Source organism: Nonomuraea sp. NPDC052129 (assembly GCF_040680095.1).
Lineage (GTDB): Bacteria > Actinomycetota > Actinomycetes > Streptosporangiales > Streptosporangiaceae > Nonomuraea.
In genome coordinates, this window is record NZ_JBFAVX010000009.1 from 317,470 (window position 1) to 334,588 (window position 17,119).

Sequence of the window (17,119 nt, forward strand, 5' to 3'; positions counted from 1 at the left end):
GGCTGTGTCATCGACGCCTCCCATTTGGTTAACGTGTGAACCAGAATGTACGTGGCGCTTGGTTACCATGTCAACCAGACGGTAAAGTGACGTGCGTGACCGAGCCGCGGTGGTTGGACGAGCGAGAACAGCAGGCCTGGCGCAGCTTGATGAAGATGCAGGACGGACTGTCGGAGTTCATCGAGCGGCAGCTGCGCAACCGGTGCGGGCTGTCCGGCGCTGACTACCAGGTCCTGGCCCATCTCTCTGAGGCGCCCGAAGGCCGACTGAGGTCGTTCGAACTCGGCCAGTTGTTGCGCTGGGAGAAGAGCCGCCTGTCGCAGCACCTGGGCCGGATGCAGAATCGCGGCCTGGTGTCCCGCGAGCGGTGCCTCGCCGACCAACGGGGGGCGGTAGTCGCCATCACTCCCCGGGGCAGCGACCTGATCAAAATCGCGGCTCCGCAGCACGTGGCCGACGTCCGCGACGTGCTCATTGATCATCTCACTGCGACAGAGATGGCGATGCTCGTCACCATTGGCGACAAAGTAGCCGAACGGCTGGCGGCGCTGGAACACAAGCACTGATACCCGATGCCCGGACCTCATCGCTCACGAACTGCCTGCGTGTCAGACCGCTGCCTACAGAATCCCGCGGGCGCCGGTTTAGCTGTTCGCGATGCACGACCCACAGCTACGACCCGCTCAACGCCTGACTTGACCAGCGACATGCCCTTGGAAGGCGCGGCTCACGTGCAGACGACTTGGGAAACTGACACGCACTAATGATCTTGGTCGGAAACTTGAGTTTCGGGACCGTTTCAGGGCCTACATGGCCTTCAGCGGAATGATCGCAGTCGCAGAGAACCAGGTATCACGTCGAGAGTGGCCTCTCGGGCAACTCGGCCGTCAGCCCGGTTTCCCGCATGCCAGGCGGACCTTCATGATGTGTACTCCTCCTGGTCACGGGAGCCCTCGACGTCTCCCAGCACCGAGCGGAGCCAGCTCTCGGTCGTGCTGATGTGCATCAGCGCCGCGGCCTGGGCGAGAGTCGCGTCGCCGGCGGCCAGGGCGTTGTAGATCGCCTCGTGCTCGGCGACGGTCTTGTGCGAGCTGCCCGCCTCGACGGTGCCGCGCCACACCCGCATCCGCAGCGTACGGCCGGAGATGCCGTCGAGCAGGGTGGACAGCGTCTCGTTGCCGGTCGCCCGCACCACCGCGCGGTGGAAGGCGGCGTCGTGGTGATTCAGCTTCTCCACGTCGTCACTGGCGGCGCGCATGGCGTTCAGATGCTCGCCGATCTCCTCGAGTTGCTCGGTGGAGATCAGGGACGCGGCCAGACCGGTCGCCGCGGGCTCCAGCATCCGCCGTACCTGGACGATCTCCAGCAGGGTGTCGTCGCGCAGCAGTTCGACAGCCAGCCCCAGCCCTTCCAGCAGCAGCCGTGGCTCCAGGCTGGTCACGAAGGTGCCGTCGCCCCGCCGTATGTCGAGCACCCGGGCCACGACCAGCGCCTTGACCGCCTCGCGCAACGGGTTACGGGAGACGCCGAGCTGGGCGGCGAGCTGGTGCTCCGGTGGCAGCCGCGCCCCCGGGGACAGCTCGCCCGACTGGATGAGCGCCCGGATGCGGGAGATCGCCTCGTCGGTCAGGGACATGGGTACGGCCTCCCGAGGTGGAGCGGCTCGATCGGCACGCGAGCCACACGGGAAACATAACAGACATCCCATGTCTAAGCGAGAACCAGACCTGATGATGAACAGACATGGGTTGTCTACGACTCTTGGGATCCTTTTCGGCTACCCCTAGACAGAAAGCAAGGGCCGGGATTACAAAGACATCCCATGTCAAAATTTTAACTTGCCAGGAAACATCCCATGGAGGTACCTCATCGTGCCCGAGCTGATCACTGCGGTCGAGGCCCACGACATCCGGTTCCCCACCTCAAGGCACCTCGATGGGTCCGACGCCATGAACCCCGAGCCCGACTACTCGGCCGCCTACGTGATCGTGCGGACCGGCGGCGGACAGGAAGGGCATGGGCTCGCCTTCACCGTCGGGCGCGGCAACGAGATCGCCGTCGCCGCGGTGGAGTCGCTGGCACCGCTGGTCACCGGACGGCCGGTAGCCGAGGTGCTGGGCGACCTCGGCGGGATGTCCCGCCTGCTCACCGGCGACAGCCAGCTGCGCTGGCTCGGCCCGGAGAAGGGCGTCACCCACATGGCGGCGGGAGCCGTGCTCAACGCGCTGTGGGACCTTCGTGCGCGCCGGGCGGGCAAGCCGTTGTGGCGGCTGCTGTCGGAGCTGTCGCCGGAGGAGATCGTCGACGTCGTCGACTTCCGCTACCTGGAGGACGCCCTCACCCGGGAGGAGGCGCTGGCCATCCTGCGCCGCGCCGAGCCGGGCCGCGCCGAGCGCCACTCCAGGCTGCTCGCCGAGGGCTACCCCGCCTACACCACCACCCCCGGCTGGCTCGGCTACACCGACGACAAGCTGGTCCGGCTGGCCAAGGAAGCGGTCGCTGACGGGTTTCGCCAGATCAAGCTGAAGGTCGGCGCCGACCAAGCCGAGGACGTCCGGCGCGTACGGCTGGCCCGAGAGGCGGTCGGACCCGATGTGCGCATCGCCGTGGACGCCAACCAGGCGTGGAACGTCGGCCAGGCGATCGAGTGGCTGGCCCCGCTGGCCCGGTACGACCTGTACTGGATCGAGGAGCCCACCTCGCCCGACGACGTGCTCGGCCACGCCGCCATCCGCAAGCGGGTGGCGCCCATCAAGGTCGCCACCGGCGAACACACGCACAACCGGGTGATGTTCAAGCAGTTCCTGCAGGCAGACGCAATCGACATCCTGCAGCTCGACGCGGCCAGGGTCGCCGGGGTCAACGAGAACATCGCCATCCTGCTGCTGGCCACCAAGTTCGGGGTCCCGGTGTGCCCGCACGCGGGCGGCGTCGGGCTGTGCGAGATGGTCCAGCACCTGTCGATGTTCGACTACGTGGCCGTCAGCGGCACCGCCGAGGACCGCGTTATCGAGTACATCGACCATCTGCACGAGCACTTCACCGACCCGGTCGTGATCCGGGAAGGCCGATATGTCGCCCCTGAGCGGCCGGGCGGGGGCGCCGAGATGCGTCCGGAATCCCGTGCCGAGTACGCCTACCCGCACGGTCCCCAGTGGACCGCCGACCTCCGGCTGTGACCCAGAACAGCGACCCGGAAGCAGCGCAGGAAAGGAACAGCCATGAAACGAGGACTCGCCCTGGGGGCGGCCATCGCCCTGTCGGCCGGACTGGCTGCGGCCTGCGGGGGTGGCGGAGGCAGCGGCACGACCGCCTCAGGAGGCGGCAAGCCGGTCGTCGGGGTGGACTACCCCCGCTCCGACACCGACTTCTGGAACTCCTTCATCAAGTACGTCCCCAAGTTCGGCGCCGAGAACGGCCTGGAGCTGAAGACCTCCAACTCGCAGAACGACATCTCCAAGCTCACCGCCAACGTGCAGAGTCTCATCAGCCAGGGCGTCAAGGGCATCGTGCTGGCGCCGCAGGACACCGCTGCCGTGGCCCCCACCCTCCAGCAGCTCAACGCCAAGAAGATCCCCGTCGTCATGGTCGACACCCGTCCCGAGCAGGGTCAGGCCTTCATGGTGGTGCGTGCCGACAACCGGGCGTACGGCGAGAAGGCGTGCAAGTTCCTCGGCGAGAAGCTGGGCGGCAAGGGCAAGGTCGTGATGCTCCAGGGCGACCTGGCCTCCATCAACGGCCGTGACCGCACCGAGGCGTTCAACGACTGCATGAAGGCGAGTTACCCCGGCATCACGGTGTTCGGCGAGGCCGCCAACTGGGACGGCGCGATCGCCTCGCAGAAGCTCCAGACGCGGCTCACCGCCAATCCGGACATCAAGGGCGTCTACCTGCAATCGAGCTTCGCCCTGTCCGGCACCCTCCAAGTGCTCCAGCAGCGTGGCCTGCTGGTCCCCCCGGACAACCCCAAGCACGTCTTCGTCGTCTCCAATGACGGCATCCCCCAGGAGCTGAAGGAGATCGCCGCCGGCAACATCGACGCCACCGTCTCCCAGCCGGCCGACCAGTACGCCAAGTACGCGCTGCAGTACGCCAAGGCCGCCATCGACGGCAAGGCGTTCAAGCCCGGCGCGACCGATCACGACAGCACCATCATCCAGGTGCGCCCGGGCCTGCTAGAGGACCAGCTCTCCGCGCCGCTGGTCACAGCCGACGGCGGCACCTACGGGGGCGTCACGAGCGTCAAGCCGGGCGAATCCTCGCTCTGGGGCAACAATCTTGGCGGCTGACCAGGCGTCCACGCCTCTGGCCGAGGCGGTGGACGTCACCAAGAGATACGGCGAGACCGTCGCGCTGGACCGCGCCGGAATCCGGATCATGCCCGGCCAGACCCACGCTCTGGTCGGCCGCAACGGGGCGGGCAAGTCCACCCTGGTTTCGATACTCACCGGGCTCCAGGCACCCGACGAGGGCGAGGTACGCTTCGACGGCGAACCCGCCCCGCGCCTCGCCGACCGTGACGCCTGGCGGCAGCGGGTGGCCTGCGTCTACCAGAAGTCCACGATCATCCCCCAGCTCACCGTGGCCGAGAACCTCTACCTCAACCGCCACGCCGCCTTCGTCAACTGGCCGGACCTGCGCCGCAAGGCCGCCGCCCTGCTGGAGACGTGGTCGGTGGACGTGGACGTACGGCTGCCCGCCGGCGAACTGGACGTCGAACAGCGGCAGTTCGTGGAGATCGCCCGTGCGCTGTCCTTCGGTGCCCGGTTCATCATCCTCGACGAGCCGACCGCCCAGCTCGACGCCGCCGCCATCGCCCGCCTGTTCGCCCGTATCCGCACCCTGCAGGAGCAGGGGGTGACCTTCCTGTTCATCAGCCACCACCTGCAGGAGATCTACGAGATCTGCGACACGGTCACGGTCTTCCGCGACGCCCGGCACATCCTGACCACCGCGGTGGCCGGCCTGCCGCACGCCGAGCTGGTGGCGGCGCTGGCGGGAGAGGCAGCCGGCCTGGCCGGCACATCCTCCCGGACGGCCGTGCCCGCCGGCGCCGGTGTGGTGCTCGGCGTGCGCGGCCTGTCGTACGGCGACGCGTACAGAGAGGTCGGCTTCCAGATCCAGGCCGGCGAGATCGTCGGCCTGGCGGGCGCGGCCGGCAGCGGCCGGACCGAGCTGGCCGAGACCATCGCCGGGTTGCGCGCGGCCGATGCGGGCACGATCGAGGTCGCCGGGCGTGTCCCCCGTCCCGGCAGCGTGCCTGACGCGCTCGCCGCGGGCGTCGGCTTCGTCCCCCGCGACCGGCACCATCAGGGATTCGTCCCGATGATGTCGATCGCCAACAACGCCACCATGACGGTCCCCGAACGGCTCGGCGAGGCCGGCCTGATCAGCGGCAGGCGGCGCGACCGGCTGGCCGGCACCCTGATCGCCAACCTGGCGATCAAGACGCCCGGTCCCGGCCTGCCCGTGATGGGCCTGTCCGGCGGCAACCAGCAGAAGGTCGTCATGGCCAGGGCGCTGGCCTCCGATCCCCGGTTGCTCGTACTGATCACCCCCACCGCCGGGGTGGACGTGAAGTCCAAGGAGTTCCTGCTGGGCAAGGTCGAGGAGACGGCCGCCGAGGGGACCGGCGTGCTGATCGCCTCCGACGAACTCGACGACCTGCGGCTCTGCGACCGGCTGCTGGTGATGTTCCAGGGTCGCATCGTCGCGGAGATGGCCGCCGGGTGGCACGACCACGACGTGGTGGCGGCCATGGAAGGAGTCCGGCTCGATGCCTGAGAAAACCCTCACGCCCGTCACCGGGAGCGCCGCCCGGGAGCGGGCCCGGCCACAGGTGCGGCTCGCCCGGCTGCGCGACTTCGCGCTGATCCCGGCGATCATCGTGATCGCCGTCGTCGGTCAGATCGTCAACCCGATCTTCCTGCAGGGCGACAACCTGATCAACATCCTGCAGACCATGTCGGAGATCTCGCTCCTGGTGCTGGCCCAGACCATCGTGCTGGTCGCCGGCAAGATGGACCTGTCGCTGGAGTCGACGTTCGGCCTTGCGCCGGGCGTGGCCGCCTGGCTGACCGTCGCCGCCGGCTCGGGCGCCGGGCTCGGCCTGGTGCCTGGCGCCTGGTCGATTCCGATCACCCTGGCCGTCGGGGTGCTGATCGGTATGGTCAACGCCCTGTTGATCGTACGGTTCGGGCTCCACGGCTTCATCGTCACCCTCGGCATGCTGATCGTGCTGCGCGGCCTGCTCACGGGCATCTCCGGCGGCCAGACCTTCTTCAACCTGCCGTCGTCGATGCTCTACCTCGGTTCGGCCATGTGGCTGGGCGTGCCCGCCTCGATCTGGCTGTGCCTGCTGCTGTTCGCCGCCGGCATCGTGCTGCTCGGCTTCACCAAGTACGGCCGTGCCCTGTACGCCATCGGCGGCAACGTGGACGCGGCCAAGGCGGCCGGCATCCGTACCGACCGGGTGCTGTGGACCGCCTTGGTGGGCGCCAGCCTGCTTGCCGCGCTCGGCGGCCTGCTGATGTCGGGCCATCTCGCCTCTGTGGCCGCCGCTCAGGGCGATGGCGCCATCTTCACCGTGTTCGCCGCGGCCGTGATCGGCGGCGTCGGCCTCAACGGCGGCAAAGGCACGATGTTCGGGGCGTTCACCGGCATCCTCCTCCTCTACATGATCCAGAACGTCCTCACCCTGGCCGGCGTGCCCGCCCAGTGGATCCAGGCCCTCAACGGCGTCATCATCATCGTCGCCCTGGTCTTGTCCCGGCTCACGGGAGGCAAGGTCCAGGAGTAGACGCTTACGAGCCGGCTTCGTGGCCGGCGCGGAGCAGGCCGTACGTGACCGCCTGCTCCAGCGCCTGCCAGGAGGCGTCGATGATGTTCTCGGCGACGCCGACCGTGGACCACTCGGCCGTGTCGTCGCTGGAAGTGATGAGCACGCGGGTTATGGCGTCGCTGCCGTGGGTGCCCTCGAGTATGCGCACCTTGAAGTCAATGAGCTCCAGCCGGGCCAGCTCGGGGTAGAGCTTCTCCAGCGCCAGGCGTACCGCCCGGTCGAGCGCGTTGACCGGGCCGTTGCCCTCGCCGGTGGCGACGATGCGCTCGCCCTTGGCGTGCACCTTGACCGTGGCCTCGCTGACCAGCTCGCCGCCCTTGGTGCGCTCGACGATCACCCGCCACGACTCGACCTCGAAGTGGCGCTTGCGCTGTCCGTGGACGGTGTCGCGCAGCAGCAGCTCGAAGGAGGCGTCCGCGGCCTCGAAGGTGAAGCCCCTGGACTCCATGTCCTTCACCCGCTCGACCAGCGCCTTGGTGGCCTCGGGGGTGAGTTCGTAGCCCAGCTCGCGGCCCTTGAGCTCGACCGAGGCGCGGCCGGCCATGTCGGAGACCAGCATGCGCATGTCGTTGCCGACCTGGGCGGGGTCGATGTGCTGGTAGAGGTTCGGGTCGACCTTGATGGCGCTGGCGTGCAGCCCGGCCTTGTGCGCGAACGCCGACATGCCGACGTAGGGCGCGTGGGAGTTGGGCGTGACGTTGGTGACCTCGGTGATCGCGTGGGCGATGCGCGTCATGTCGGCGAGCGACTCCTGCGGCACCAGGTCGAAGCCCCGCTTGAGCTGGAGGTTCGCGACCACGGTGAACAGGTTGGCGTTGCCGGACCGCTCGCCGTAGCCGTTGGCGCAGCCCTGCACGTGCGTGGCGCCGGCCTTGACGGCGGCGAGGGTGTTGGCGACCGCGCAGCCGGTGTCGTCGTGGCAGTGGATGCCGACGCGGGCGCTGGTCTGGACGGCGGCGTGGACGATGTCGGCCAGCTCGTCGGGGAGCATGCCGCCGTTGGTGTCGCACAGGGCGATGACGTCGGCTCCCGCCTCGGCCGCCGTGCGCAGGACCTCGAGCGCGTAGGCTGGGTTGGACTTGTAGCCGTCGAAGAAGTGCTCGGCGTCGAGGAAGACTCGCTGTCCCCCCGCACGAAGGTGGGAGACCGTGTCGCGGATCATCGCGAGGTTCTCCTGGAGAGTCGTGCGGAGGGCCAGCTCCACGTGCCGGTCGTGGCTCTTGGCGACAAGGGTCACGACCGGCGCGCCGGATTCGCGCAAGGCGGCCACCAACGGGTCGTCGGCTGCCTTCACACCTGCTCGGCGGGTCGCACCGAACGCGGCGAGCTGCGCGTGCTTCAGGTCGAGCTCTGTTTGAGCGCGCCTGAAGAACTCCGTGTCCTTGGGGTTGGCGCCGGGCCAGCCCCCTTCGATGAAGCCGACGCCCAGGCCGTCCAGCTGCCGCGCGACGGCGAGTTTGTCGGCGACGGTGAGGGTGAGGCCCTCCTGCTGGGCGCCATCACGCAGCGTCGTGTCATAGACGTGAAAGCGGTCGTCGGCCATGGTGTCGTCTCCCTGGAAAACAAAAAGACCCCTCACGGACGTGAGAGGTCTGCGCGCTGGCGGTGTCCCTTTGTCAGCCAGCGCGCCTGCTGATAATGAGCAGACCGTAGAACATGGTGCTTGTGAGTCTGCCACACCTATCCACTGGTCGGCACATCGATCTCAATCCTTGGGACGTGTCAGACGGTGATGCCTGTTCCGCCGGTGATGGCCCGCTCCAGGGTGACCGGGTCGAACGCCTCGTTGCCCAGCACCTCGCCGTCGAGGAGCAGCGTCGGCGTCCCGTCGATCCCCGCCTTCGCGCTCTCCTGCAGGTGCGCGTCGGCGTACGACTGCGAGATCACGCACTGGTCGACGTCCGCGCCGACCTTCCTGGCCGCCTTGGCCAGCTCTTGTACGTCGAAGCCCGAGGCCAGTCCGTGCGGCGAGGGCTGCATGGCGTACAGCTCCTCCCTGAACGCCAGCCAGCTGTCCTCGGGCACGCAGCGGGCAGCGGCGGCGGCGCGGACGGAGTTGGAGCGCATGGGCTCGTCCTCGAAGACCGTCACCGGATGGAAGACGACCTTGACCTTGCCCTCCTTGGCCAGCCGCTCGATCGTCGCGTTGACCCTGGTGTGGAGCTCCTTGCAGACGGGACAGTCGAAGTCCTCGTAGAGGTCGAGCACAGGGGCGTCGCCGCCCCTGTCCGCGAGCACCATGGAACCGTCGGGTTGCCGGGTGAGCCGCACTCCCTGTGCCGCCGACGTGCCGGGCTCGGAGAACGCCACGACAGTCAGCAGCACGACGAGCGCCACGCCCACGGCCACGACAGCCGTCACCCTTTTGTTCATTTTGCCCGCCCTTAGCTCATTGATCGCCGAGACCTTACCCGAAGAGCAAGGGCGGGCGTCTGTCAGCCTCCAGCCGAGCCGTTGTGGTGTCCGTTGCCGTTGCCGTTGCCGTTGCCGTTGTGGTGTCCGTTGCCGTTCCCGTACGCGCGCATGAACGTCCGGACCCCGGCGGCGATGGAGGCGTCGAGCTCGTCGTCTCGCATCGACGCGTCACCGATGGTCCAGCCGACCTGGGCGTCATACGTGATCAACGCCAGGAAGTCGCGCGCCGCCTGATCGGGGTCGGCCAGGGAGAGCTTCCCGGCCAGCGCCAGCCTGGCGAACCTGGCGGCCAGGGACCCCGCGAGCTGGCCCTGACCACGCTGCCGCCACTGCCTGGCGATGTCGGGACGCCGAGATCCCTCTGCCTGGACGAGTGTGCGCAAGGCGCGCGCCCGCTCGTCCATGAGACATTCACGCATGAGAGCACCGGCGAACGCCGTCAGCTCCACCATGAGGTTCGCCGGTCGATCGGGAAAAGTCTCGATCATGGCGAATTGCTGGGCATTGACCCGATCGAAGTTCTCGTCGATCAGGGACTCGAACAAGCGCTGCTTGTCGCCCAGATGGTTGTAGATGGTCTGTTTGGATACCGCCGCTTCAGCGGCGATGGTTTCGATGCTCGCGCCCGAGTAACCGTCGCGCACGAACACCCTCATTGCAGCGGTCATGATCGCTTCTCGTTTGGCGATACGCCCGCGCGGAGCAGCCTTCCCGGTCGCCCCTAGGCCCCTCGCCGAGGTCGCCGTTTCACCCACCCCGTAAGAGTACCCGTTTGACATATCGGACGTTTTATGTCTTTAGAGATCGGGGATTATGACTTTCCACATTGTGCCCGGCTAGTGGCCGGAGCTGCTCCCATGCCCATTAAGAATGAGAATCATGAAAGCTGAATTTCTCGACCCCGCCGTGGCCCAATACATCCTCGACCGTTCCACCCCGCCCGACCACCTGCTGGAGGAGCTCGCCGCCGAGACGATCGCGGCGACAGGCGACAGCGCGGGGATGCAGATCACGCCCGACCAGGGCACGTTCCTCACGATGATCACTCAGCTCACCCGGCCGGAGGTGGCGGTCGAGGTGGGCACGTTCACCGGCTATTCGTCCCTGTGCATCGCCAGGGGCCTGTCCGGCGGCACGCTGCACTGCTTCGACGTCAGCGACGAGTGGACGTCCATCGCCCGCCGCTATTGGGAGAAGGCCGGCGTGACCGACCGCGTCACCCTGACCCTGGGCCCGGCGCGGGAGACGCTCGCCGCCTTCCAGGGGCCCATCGACCTGGCCTTCCTCGACGCCGACAAGCCCAATTACCCGGCGTACTACGAGCTGCTGATCGACCGGCTGCGGCCGGGCGGCCTGCTCATGGTGGACAACACGCTGTGGAGCGGCCGGGTGGCCGACCCGGCCGTCACGGACGCGCGGACCGTGCAGATGCGTGAGTTCAACGACCTCGTGCGAGAGGACCCCCGGGTCACCGTGGTCGTCCTGCCGATCGCCGACGGGCTCACCATGGTGCGCCGGCACTAGCCCTCTCTACAGGTCGCGGACGGGGGTCACCCGCTCATGATGGACGACGGCGTCGAACCAGCCGCCGAACGAGCCCCCGGACAGGTGGTAGGCGGCGTCGTCCGCCGGGTCGTAGCGGGGCCCGATGAGCCGCGTCCTGGCCGGCGCGTCTAGCCAGGCCCGTACGGCGGCCGGGGCTTCGACGCGCAGGTCCAGCAGGAAGTCGTCGAGATCGGCGGCGCTCAGGACCGTCTCGGCGAAGTCGGGCGGCGGGGCGGGCACCTCGAACGGCAACGTGCCGTGTCCGAAGGTCAGCCCGATCGACAGGTAGCCGGTTCCGAAGCGCTCGCGCAGATGCCCGCCCACGTTGCGGTACGCGGCGGCCTCCGGGGATGACGGCGAGCCGGACCCCTGAGAGACCTGGGCAGATGAGGGCGGGCCGAGCCGCAGGAGGCCGGTGCCGATGCTGGTGTGCGCGAGGCCGCCCCAGTAGACGATCTTGTCTCCGGTGCGCTCGTGCCACCAGATCGTGTCCTCGGCCATCCGCCGCTCAATGGCCTTCATGCCGGCGGCCGGCTCGGCCGGGGGCCGCACGCCGGCGAACCGCACCGGATCGTGGGGATGGTCCTCGTTGTAGGCCCGCATCCAGCGGACCAGGTCGAGGATCTCCCCGGTCCGCCAGAAGGCCCGCGCACCGGCCAGCGACACGCGCGGGTCGCCTTTCCCCGTACGGACGTAATCGTCGAGCCCGACCCGAGCCGGGTCGTCACCCTCCAGCGCGAGCGAGCGGAACCCCAGCTCCTCGACCAGGAACCGCACCATCCGGTGCGCGGACACCGACAGCTCATGGGCCTGACGGGTCGAAGCGCCGAGGGCGACGACCGTGGCATCGCGCACGATATCCCGCAATGGCAGTAGACCGGGGAACAGGTCGAGCGGGTGGGCGTGACGGTTGATCCAGGCCGCTGTCGTATCGGTCATGAGTGCTCCCCTGTCGTGGCGTTCGATGACAGGCTCGTACTTAAACCAATGTTTAAGTCAAGCTAGGCTCGGGGGCATGCCCGAAGCGATCGCCAAGGAACTGACCATCGGTGAGCTGTCCGAGCGCAGCGGCGTACCCGCGTCCGCGCTGCGCTTCTACGAGCGGCAGGGGCTCATCGACAGCCGCCGGACCACCGGCAACCAGCGTCGCTATCACCGCACCACGCTGCGGCGGGTGGCCTTCATCCGCGCGTCCCAGAGCGTCGGCATACCGCTGTCGGTGATCGGGAGCGTGCTGGCGTTCCTGCCGGAGGGCGTCCCGCCGACGCGGGAGTTCTGGGTCAGGGCGTCGGAGTGCTGGAGCGAGGAGATCAACGCCCGGATCGAGCGGATGGAACGGATGCGGGACCGGTTCACGGAGTGCATCGGGTGCGGGTGCCTGTCGTTCGAGCAGTGCGCGCTGGTCAATCCGGGCGACACGCTCGCCCAGCAGGGCCCGGGCCCGCGCCGCCTGCTGGAGCCCTGATCAAGCAAGCCGCGTGAGCGTTGGGAACGGTGGGCCGGCGAGACCCTACGCGCCCAGCTCTGTTCCGGTTAGGTCCGCCCGGGAATCGCGGTGGACAGCGAGCTCATCCGGGCTCTCCTCCGGCCAACTTGTAGCGGTTCTCGATGAGCCAGGTACGGGAGCGCCGGTTCATGCCCTCATACCCCTGAGCGGACAGCCCGGCGAACCCGACATGTCCTGACTCGGCGCGGGCGCGCAGGGACACCAGAGCCCAGTCCATGAAGTCGATGAGCATCCCGACCAGCCTGTCCCTCTGGTCGCCGGTCAGCTGGTGCTCGCCCGTGAAGAGATGGAACCGGCGCACCAGATCGGCGTCCATGCGCGCGTCCTCAATGTCGACCGGGTCACGCAAGGGGATCCAGTGCCTGGTGGCGATCGCGATGTCGAACAATGGGTCGACCGGACGAGCCCCATCGAAATCGACGAACGCGACGGCTCGACCGCCTCGAACGACCACGTTCTCCAAGCACAGGTCCGTATGGCAGACCAAGTCTCCCTCGACGCCAGGCAGATGCTGATCGGGCGGCCATGTCCCCCCGCCAGAGAACCGGAAGCCGGCCGCCGCCGCATGGAGCTGCCGCTGCAACCGGGCGACACTGACCAGCAGATCGTCATCCGCAGCCCAGTTCGGGTAGGGCGGGATGGCGACGTCCCCTTCGAGGTACTCGAGAATCTCCCGGCCACGCTCATCCACACCGAGGAATCGCGGAGCCCCACGAAAGCCGACCCTCTCCAGATGGCCCAACAGCTCACGGACCTGGAGCGCGTTCGGCCCGCCGGGACGGCGCACGGTGTCACCCACCTTCACGACCGCCCCGACGTTGTCCACCCCGCCCATCAGCGGCTGCTCTTCAATGCTGCGATCGCTCATCCGCCGATCATCTCGGATCAGGCCCCACACCAGCCCGGCATCGACCCGGCTGAGCAGCGATTCGCGCGTCGCACTCCTGCGGGCGGGCTGGCGTTCTGAAGATCATCGATAGGGTTTCGCCCAAACAAAGGAGGCCCAATTTGTCGCGATTAGCCTTGCTGGTCTGGGTGGCCGCTCTGGCCACCGCGGCCTATCCCACCTGGGACACGTGGCGGCCTCGATCCGACAGCGAGTACGGAGGATCCATCGCCTGCCTCGGAGACCTCAGCTCCTGGGACAAATCGCCGTTCCTACCGCTGCGGAGCGATCTCGCCACATTGACCCAACTCGCGACGACGTGGGCCGTTCCCGTGCTGGTCGTGCTCACCGCTCTCGGCCACTGGCATTCGGCCGCGGCAGGCCGGCGGGCGGCGGCGGTCCTCACCCTGATCGCGTTCGTCAAACCGCTCACTCCCGTGTACGCCGGGGATGCCTCATGCGAGGGGCCACTTCACCTGTTCAGCTTGGGCTGGTTCGAGACCGTGGCTGTCGCGTATGGGCCGTGGGAGTTGTTCCTCCTGACGGCCGCCCTGCTGGTGCTCCTCGCGACGCACGCGCTCGGCCCTGCCGGGGAGCCCGCCACCGCCGCGCCATTCAGGCCGTCGTGGCACAGGGGCCTGACACTCCTGATCGACTATTTGGCTGTGACCCTGCTGGTCACCCTCGCCGTCCGCATAGCGGGGGGCTGGCTCAGCACGATGGAGGGCCTGCTGCAGTGGCTCCGTTTCGAGCAGGTACTCGAAGATCCGGCCCGGCTGCTCTGCTACCCGGTACTGGTCCTCTACATCCTTCTCAGGCGGCGCTTCACGCGCCGTCCCACCTTGGCCCGGGGAGTCGCTTGAGCAGCCCGATCTCGTACAGCAGGTGGTCCTGGCAGGCGCTGGTGTGTTGACGCACTCGTACGTGTACCGATCTGCGGAGCGGCTCCGACCAGGCAAGCTTCTCGTGATCGGGCTTCGAGGGTTCGACATGGATGCGACGCCGATCTATCAACGGGTGGCGGCGATCATCCGAAAGCAGATCAAGGCTGGCGCGCTGGGGCCACGGGATCGGATCCCATCCGAGTCGGAGATGGTAGCCAGCCCACCGTCATCGAGTCTGCGTGACGGCCCACGTGAGAGTTCCCGTTACTGGTTCTCGCCGCCGGTTCGAGCCAGTGACTCGGCGGCGTGGCGCCAGATCTCCGCGGCCAGGTCGAAGTTGGCGCGCTCCTGCGCCTGCTCGGCCAGCGCTCGAAGGCCTCGCATGCCCTCATCCTGCTTGCCGTCCAGCAGCAGGAGCTGGTTGCGCAGTACGTCCAAGCGGATCTGTTCCTGGTAGGCCAGGTGGTCGTGCGCGTCGGCGAGCCGGTCGAGCAGGGCGCGGGCTTCGTCGGTGTGCCCGGTGTGGAAGGCCAGGCGGGCGCGTAGCGCGAGGAGTTCCTGCTCGACCGTGGGCGTGCCGGCGAACGGCAGACACGCCTCGACCTCCTCGATACGGCGCCGCGCGGGTTCGGTCTCGGGCGGGGTGAAGTTGAGGTGGAGGCGGGCGGCGACGATGCGCAGCCGTACCCACATGGCCGGGTCGAGGCGGCCTTGGAGTTGCTCCAGGGCGTCGTTGACCAGCTTCAGCGCGACCTGGGGCTCGCCCTGTCGGAGCCGCACGCCGGCTACGGTCCACGCCGCCTCCGCCAGGAGCCTGCCGGCGGGCAGGCCCGCGACCAGGGTGAGCAGTTCGTCGGCGTGCTGCCGGGCCTCGGCCATCCGGCCCGCCTCGGCCAGCGAGGACACCAGCGCCAGGAGGGTGTCGGCCACGATGTGTGGTGGCAGGCCCTCGTCGACCGCGAGGCGGTAGGCGCCGATCGCGGCCTCGACCGCGGCCGGCACCTGGCCCGCCTCGCGTTGTGCGCGCGCCAGCCGCGCCCCGGCTCGGGCGCGCAACTCGGGCAGATCGAGCTCGTCGGCGAGCGCCACCAGCTCATCCAGGCAGGTGCGCTCCTCGGTGGGCTCATTGTTGAGGCGTCGCCATTCGGCGACTTGCCAGAGCGCTTGCCAACGCAGCAGGGGGTCCTCGCCGCCCGCCGTACGCAGGGCTCGGGCCAGCAGCTCGCCCGCCTCGTCCACGTCGAGTCCGACGGTGGTGGCCAGGCTGCGCGCCAGCGACCAGTCCGGCGGTTCGGCCAGGTCTTCGGGAGCGACGCCTAGCTGGCTGGCCAGGTGGGCCACGGCCTCCTCGGTGGGGGGTCGGGCCCCGGACTCCAGGCGGGAGAGGTATCCGGTGGACATGCCCTCGCCCGCGAGCTCAGCCTGGGTCAGGCCGCGTTCGGTCCTCAGCTGTTTGAGCCGTCGGCCGAAGGCTGGCTGCGTCAACATCTGCCTGTCGTCTCCTTGCCAGGTCGAAGCGCCGGGCCGACCGGCCCTCTGCCGCAGTTCATGTTAGCCACGCGACATACATCTGGCAAACCCTTGCCAAAGCTTCTAGCAGGGCCGAGTAGGTCAGTCAGAGCATGATGGCAACATAATTGGAAAGCTATTGCCAAGTATCTGGCAAGGCTGTTACGGTTCTTGGCATGACGAACTCACGGCGACTCGCCAACCGCAACGTTCTGATCTCCGGCGCCAGCGTGGCCGGCCCCGCTCTGGCCTACTGGCTGCGCCGCTACGGATTCGCCCCCACCGTGGTCGAACTGGCGCCCGAGGTGCGCGAGGGAGGCTACAAGGTCGACCTGCGCGGCGTGGCCATGCAGGTCGTCGAGCGGATGGGCATGCTGGAGGCCGTACGGCGGGCAAGTACCGCCATCCGCGGCGGCTCATGGGTTGCCAAGAGCGGCAAGCCACTGGCCACCCTGGGCCCCGACCTCATCGGCATGCGCGCCCCCGGCGACGACGAGGTGATGCGTGGCGACCTCGCCCGGCTCCTCTACGACGCGACACGTGACAGCTGCGAATACCTGTTCGGCGACACCATCACCTCGCTCCACGAAGGCCCCGACGGCATCGACGTCACCTTCCGCCATGCCGCGCCCCGCCGCTTCGACCTCGTCATCGGCGCCGACGGCCTGCACTCGACCGTGCGCCGCCTGGCCTTCGGTCCGGAGGAGCGCTACGTACACCCCCTCGGGATGCACGCGGCCGTCTTCACCGTCCCCAACCACCTCGGACTCGACCACTGGGAACTGCTCTATCCGACGCCCGGCAAGGTGGTGAACGTCTACGCCACCCGGCCCGACACCGCGAAGGCGCAGTTCGTCTTCCCGAGCCCCGCCGTCCTGCCCGGCCGCTCCGACAGGGCCGCCCAGCAGCGCGTACTGACCGAGGCGTTCGCCGGCGTCGGATGGGAGAGCGACGCGCTGCTACGAGCTATGCCGCATTCGCCGGACTTCTACTTCACGCCGGTCAGCCAGGTTCGCATGGACGACTGGTCCACCGGCCGGACCGCCCTGGTCGGCGACGCCGCCTACAGCCCATCCCCGTTGTCCGGGCAGGGCACCAGCCTCGCGCTGGTGGGCGCGTACGTGCTGGCCGGCGAACTGAGCGCGGCGGCGGGCGAGCATCGTGCGGCTTATGCCGGTTATCGGGAAGCCATGCGCGAGTACGTGGATGTGAACGTGACGCTCGGCGCGAGCAACGCCGCGCAGATGGTCGCAGGCAGCCCGATGCAGATCAGGATGCAGACCACGATGATGCGACTGGTCAACCGCCTGCCGTGGAAGGATCTGGCGATACGGCCGATCATGAAGCCGCTCAACGAGGCCGCCAACGCGCTCACGCTCGCGGCGTACTGAGGGTCTGGTTGGAGTGGGTGTGTAGGTGGGGGTGTCAGCGCGGTGGCCGCACGGTCGGGGGGGGTGGGGCGGTTAGGGGGAGCGAACCACAAACAAGCAGGTGGGGTGGGTGGGGGGGGGGGGGGGGCGCCGGGAATAAGA

General features: G+C 68.4%; 16 protein-coding genes. 9 read left to right on the forward strand and 7 right to left on the reverse strand.

What is annotated here, in order from left to right:
- Positions 1-95 precede the first annotated feature (95 nt).
- Positions 96-566, forward strand: a complete 471-nt coding sequence (locus tag AB0L53_RS22860) for a MarR family winged helix-turn-helix transcriptional regulator (protein WP_363996997.1) — start codon at positions 96-98, stop codon at positions 564-566.
- A gap of 353 nt (positions 567-919) precedes the next feature.
- Here the strand turns inward: AB0L53_RS22860 and AB0L53_RS22865 are convergent, their stop codons facing one another.
- A complete protein-coding gene (locus AB0L53_RS22865; protein WP_363997000.1) occupies positions 920-1,636 on the reverse strand; it encodes a FadR/GntR family transcriptional regulator in 717 nt (238 codons plus the stop codon).
- A gap of 235 nt (positions 1,637-1,871) precedes the next feature.
- On the opposite strand from AB0L53_RS22865, the gene AB0L53_RS22870 reads away from it, so the two are divergent.
- The 4 genes from AB0L53_RS22870 to AB0L53_RS22885 are packed head-to-tail and all read left to right on the forward strand — an operon-like array spanning position 1,872 to position 6,799.
- Positions 1,872-3,179, forward strand: coding sequence for an enolase C-terminal domain-like protein (locus tag AB0L53_RS22870; protein ID WP_363997003.1), 1,308 nt, complete (start codon positions 1,872-1,874; stop codon positions 3,177-3,179).
- A 42-nt stretch (positions 3,180-3,221) separates the two neighbouring features.
- Positions 3,222-4,289 carry a sugar ABC transporter substrate-binding protein gene (locus tag AB0L53_RS22875; protein WP_363997006.1) on the forward strand — a complete coding sequence of 356 codons (1,068 nt, stop codon included), beginning with the start codon at positions 3,222-3,224 and terminating at the stop codon, positions 4,287-4,289.
- The gene (locus AB0L53_RS22880) at positions 4,279-5,784 is read left to right on the forward strand and encodes a sugar ABC transporter ATP-binding protein (protein ID WP_363997009.1); all 1,506 of its coding nucleotides are present in this window, start codon (positions 4,279-4,281) and stop codon (positions 5,782-5,784) included. Before AB0L53_RS22875 ends, AB0L53_RS22880 begins: the two co-directional genes overlap by 11 nt.
- Complete coding sequence (locus tag AB0L53_RS22885; protein ID WP_363997012.1) at positions 5,777-6,799, forward strand: ABC transporter permease; 1,023 nt, start codon at positions 5,777-5,779, stop codon at positions 6,797-6,799. Before AB0L53_RS22880 ends, AB0L53_RS22885 begins: the two co-directional genes overlap by 8 nt.
- A 4-nt stretch (positions 6,800-6,803) precedes the next feature.
- On the opposite strand, the gene cimA is transcribed toward AB0L53_RS22885, so the two are convergent.
- The 3 genes from cimA to AB0L53_RS22900 all read right to left on the reverse strand — a co-directional run bounded on the left by cimA (position 6,804) and on the right by AB0L53_RS22900 (position 9,924).
- Positions 6,804-8,384: a citramalate synthase gene (gene cimA / locus AB0L53_RS22890; protein WP_363997015.1), complete on the reverse strand. Its 1,581-nt coding sequence runs from the start codon at positions 8,382-8,384 to the stop codon at positions 6,804-6,806.
- A gap of 179 nt (positions 8,385-8,563) precedes the next feature.
- Positions 8,564-9,214 (reverse strand): thioredoxin domain-containing protein, encoded by a 651-nt coding sequence (locus AB0L53_RS22895; protein WP_363997018.1) that lies wholly within the window; start codon positions 9,212-9,214, stop codon positions 8,564-8,566.
- 62 nt (positions 9,215-9,276) lie between these two features.
- Positions 9,277-9,924: a TetR/AcrR family transcriptional regulator gene (locus AB0L53_RS22900; protein ID WP_363997021.1), complete on the reverse strand. Its 648-nt coding sequence runs from the start codon at positions 9,922-9,924 to the stop codon at positions 9,277-9,279.
- A gap of 211 nt (positions 9,925-10,135) precedes the next feature.
- On the opposite strand from AB0L53_RS22900, the gene AB0L53_RS22905 reads away from it, so the two are divergent.
- Positions 10,136-10,780, forward strand: a complete 645-nt coding sequence (locus tag AB0L53_RS22905) for an O-methyltransferase (RefSeq protein ID WP_363997023.1) — start codon at positions 10,136-10,138, stop codon at positions 10,778-10,780.
- A gap of 6 nt (positions 10,781-10,786) precedes the next feature.
- Here the strand turns inward: AB0L53_RS22905 and AB0L53_RS22910 are convergent, their stop codons facing one another.
- On the reverse strand, positions 10,787-11,740 hold the full coding sequence (locus AB0L53_RS22910; protein ID WP_363997026.1) for an erythromycin esterase family protein: 954 nt from the start codon (positions 11,738-11,740) through the stop codon (positions 10,787-10,789).
- Positions 11,741-11,816: 76 nt separating this feature from the next.
- Between AB0L53_RS22910 and soxR the strand changes: the two genes are divergently transcribed.
- Positions 11,817-12,266 (forward strand): redox-sensitive transcriptional activator SoxR, encoded by a 450-nt coding sequence (gene soxR, locus AB0L53_RS22915; protein WP_363997028.1) that lies wholly within the window; start codon positions 11,817-11,819, stop codon positions 12,264-12,266.
- Between the two features lie 103 nt (positions 12,267-12,369).
- Here the strand turns inward: soxR and AB0L53_RS22920 are convergent, their stop codons facing one another.
- Complete coding sequence (locus AB0L53_RS22920; protein ID WP_363997031.1) at positions 12,370-13,176, reverse strand: aminoglycoside phosphotransferase family protein; 807 nt, start codon at positions 13,174-13,176, stop codon at positions 12,370-12,372.
- 140 nt (positions 13,177-13,316) lie between these two features.
- Between AB0L53_RS22920 and AB0L53_RS22925 the strand changes: the two genes are divergently transcribed.
- Entirely contained in the window at positions 13,317-14,057 is a 741-nt protein-coding gene (locus AB0L53_RS22925; protein WP_363997033.1) for a hypothetical protein, read from the forward strand.
- A gap of 285 nt (positions 14,058-14,342) precedes the next feature.
- Here AB0L53_RS22925 and AB0L53_RS22930 read toward each other — a convergent pair whose 3' ends face one another.
- The gene (locus tag AB0L53_RS22930) at positions 14,343-15,566 is read right to left on the reverse strand and encodes a helix-turn-helix domain-containing protein (protein WP_363997036.1); all 1,224 of its coding nucleotides are present in this window, start codon (positions 15,564-15,566) and stop codon (positions 14,343-14,345) included.
- 197 nt (positions 15,567-15,763) lie between these two features.
- Here AB0L53_RS22930 and AB0L53_RS22935 point away from each other — a divergent pair, with 197 nt between their 5' ends.
- A complete protein-coding gene (locus AB0L53_RS22935; RefSeq protein WP_363997039.1) occupies positions 15,764-16,978 on the forward strand; it encodes an FAD-dependent monooxygenase in 1,215 nt (404 codons plus the stop codon).
- Positions 16,979-17,119 lie beyond the last annotated feature (141 nt).

Bases quoted from the DNA above. Each gene is read 5' to 3' on its own strand.
- soxR (WP_363997028.1), top strand. From the start codon at position 11,817: ATGCCCGAAGCGATCGCCAAGGAACTGACCATCGGTGAGCTGTCCGAG.
- AB0L53_RS22885 (WP_363997012.1), top strand. From the start codon at position 5,777: ATGCCTGAGAAAACCCTCACGCCCGTCACCGGGAGCGCCGCCCGGGAG.
- AB0L53_RS22905 (WP_363997023.1), top strand. From the start codon at position 10,136: ATGAAAGCTGAATTTCTCGACCCCGCCGTGGCCCAATACATCCTCGAC.
- AB0L53_RS22920 (WP_363997031.1), bottom strand. From the start codon at position 13,176: ATGAGCGATCGCAGCATTGAAGAGCAGCCGCTGATGGGCGGGGTGGAC.
- AB0L53_RS22865 (WP_363997000.1), bottom strand. From the start codon at position 1,636: ATGTCCCTGACCGACGAGGCGATCTCCCGCATCCGGGCGCTCATCCAG.
- cimA (WP_363997015.1), bottom strand. From the start codon at position 8,384: ATGGCCGACGACCGCTTTCACGTCTATGACACGACGCTGCGTGATGGC.
- AB0L53_RS22895 (WP_363997018.1), bottom strand. From the start codon at position 9,214: ATGAACAAAAGGGTGACGGCTGTCGTGGCCGTGGGCGTGGCGCTCGTC.
- AB0L53_RS22930 (WP_363997036.1), bottom strand. From the start codon at position 15,566: ATGTTGACGCAGCCAGCCTTCGGCCGACGGCTCAAACAGCTGAGGACC.
- AB0L53_RS22910 (WP_363997026.1), bottom strand. From the start codon at position 11,740: ATGACCGATACGACAGCGGCCTGGATCAACCGTCACGCCCACCCGCTC.
- AB0L53_RS22900 (WP_363997021.1), bottom strand. From the start codon at position 9,924: ATGACCGCTGCAATGAGGGTGTTCGTGCGCGACGGTTACTCGGGCGCG.
- AB0L53_RS22875 (WP_363997006.1), top strand. From the start codon at position 3,222: ATGAAACGAGGACTCGCCCTGGGGGCGGCCATCGCCCTGTCGGCCGGA.
- AB0L53_RS22935 (WP_363997039.1), top strand. From the start codon at position 15,764: ATGACGAACTCACGGCGACTCGCCAACCGCAACGTTCTGATCTCCGGC.